This window comes from Anoxybacillus thermarum (assembly GCF_000836725.1).
In the GTDB taxonomy this organism is placed as follows: domain Bacteria; phylum Bacillota; class Bacilli; order Bacillales; family Anoxybacillaceae; genus Anoxybacillus; species Anoxybacillus thermarum.
Genome location: NZ_JXTH01000119.1, coordinates 1 through 1,615 on the forward strand (window position 1 = coordinate 1; position 1,615 = coordinate 1,615).

Sequence of the window (1,615 nt, forward strand, 5' to 3'; positions counted from 1 at the left end):
TTGTAACTATTCACTCCGATAGTAGTATGTAAAGATGCGCAACACAAATAGGGCATCCCCGTAATAGAAAATGCCCTAAGTGGTAGAAAGAACATGATCAAGCGTGTCACCCGTCAACAGAAGACATAACGAATCCCACACGTTTTTTTCGTGTTTCGTCAGTGTGGAAACGATGCTTCTTGTGATACAAAAAGACTGGGCGAATGTTTCTTCGCGAAACGTACCCGAAATGTTCTCTTTGACTTTGACCATGCGAAGATCGCGTTCGGCTTGGTTGTTGTCAAAGGGAACATGTACTTCACGTAAGAAACGCAACGCTTCTTCCTTTCGTTTTTGAAGGCGTCGAACAAAAGCGAGTGCTTTTTTCGGAAGAGGCGTCTTCGCTTCCAATCGATGTTGTGCTCTTTCTAGGATGCGATCATACGCTCGTTCCCACCGTTTCGCTTCTTCTTCGGAAAGTGCACCGTGATGGGCTTCGACGGCTTGCTTGGCGGCTAACAGAAACGTGGTCATGCGCATCGCCCACGTATGCCCTTGTTCGATGAATCCTTTTAACTCACGTAAATGGTGGGCATGGCAAAGAGCATGTGTGGCTTTCGTGTATCTCGGATACGTACCGAATGCATCATGCATCATCGTCCCTTTGTATTGTGGAAGAATCCCGATCTCATCCGTTGCTTTCTTTCCACGAGAAGCGTGAGAAGTCAAGTATGTATATCCCGATGTACACGCGACATGCACCCATGCGAGTTTCCCATTGATGCGCAAACTCGTTTCATCGACATGCAGGATGTTGGATTCAAGTAAGGCGTCTTCGATGATGTCCATATTTGATTCCAACGATTCGCGTCCTCGTTTCACCATATTGGCAAGGGTTCCTGTACTAATCGAGTGTTGATATAACGCTTCGATTGTATCACTTAAACGCTTGTACGGGATCAATTGGATATGATGTAAATAAACAATGAGCGCCGTGAGCCGTGGACCGTATTGCACATGATTCGTGACATGGGATGGGAATTCGGCTTGTTGAACACATCGACAATGTGGACACGATTTCACTTCACGTTCATGTTGTGTCACCTCGATCGCCACAGGAGGGACATCAAACACTTGACGGACATCGACTTTGAACGGTTTGACTTCGCGCAAAGAAGCCCCACATCCTTGACACGTATGCACACGGTGGACGACACGATGATGTGGATGTTCCACTTGACGGAGCGTCGTTCCTTGATGTCCTTCTTGTCCGCCTGGCTTGTTGCCAGATGGTTGACGAGAAGAACGCGTGTTGGCAAAACGGTCAGAAGATGGGGGCAAATGGCTATTGGAGCTGTTTTTTTTCGTGCGTGCTTCCAGCTCTTGAACGCGATACTTGAGTTGTTCATTTTCTTTGCGTAGCTGTTTGTTTTCTTTCAACAGTTGCTCAATGACTTGTTGTTGGTGAGTAATGAGCTGCTTTTGTTGTTGGACTTTGCTGATTAAGCTTTCAACTGTAAATACAGCTTGTTGTACCGTCAACATGCGATTCACCTCCTTGTCTATCAATATTCACATCATGGACAGGAAAAGCAAAAAATATTCAGCTCACTTTATGATGTGGCTGAATAGTTAC

1 protein-coding gene is annotated in these 1,615 nt (G+C 45.9%); it reads right to left on the bottom strand.

The window, feature by feature from the left end; translation table 11 throughout:
• Positions 1-75: 75 nt before the first annotated feature.
• Positions 76-1,524 carry an IS66 family transposase gene (gene tnpC / locus LH47_RS14565; RefSeq protein ID WP_043968729.1) on the bottom strand — a complete coding sequence of 483 codons (1,449 nt, stop codon included), beginning with the start codon at positions 1,522-1,524 and terminating at the stop codon, positions 76-78.
• Between the last annotated feature and the right edge of the window lie 91 nt (positions 1,525-1,615).

Bases quoted from the DNA above. Each gene is read 5' to 3' on its own strand.
- tnpC (WP_043968729.1), bottom strand. From the start codon at position 1,524: ATGTTGACGGTACAACAAGCTGTATTTACAGTTGAAAGCTTAATCAGC.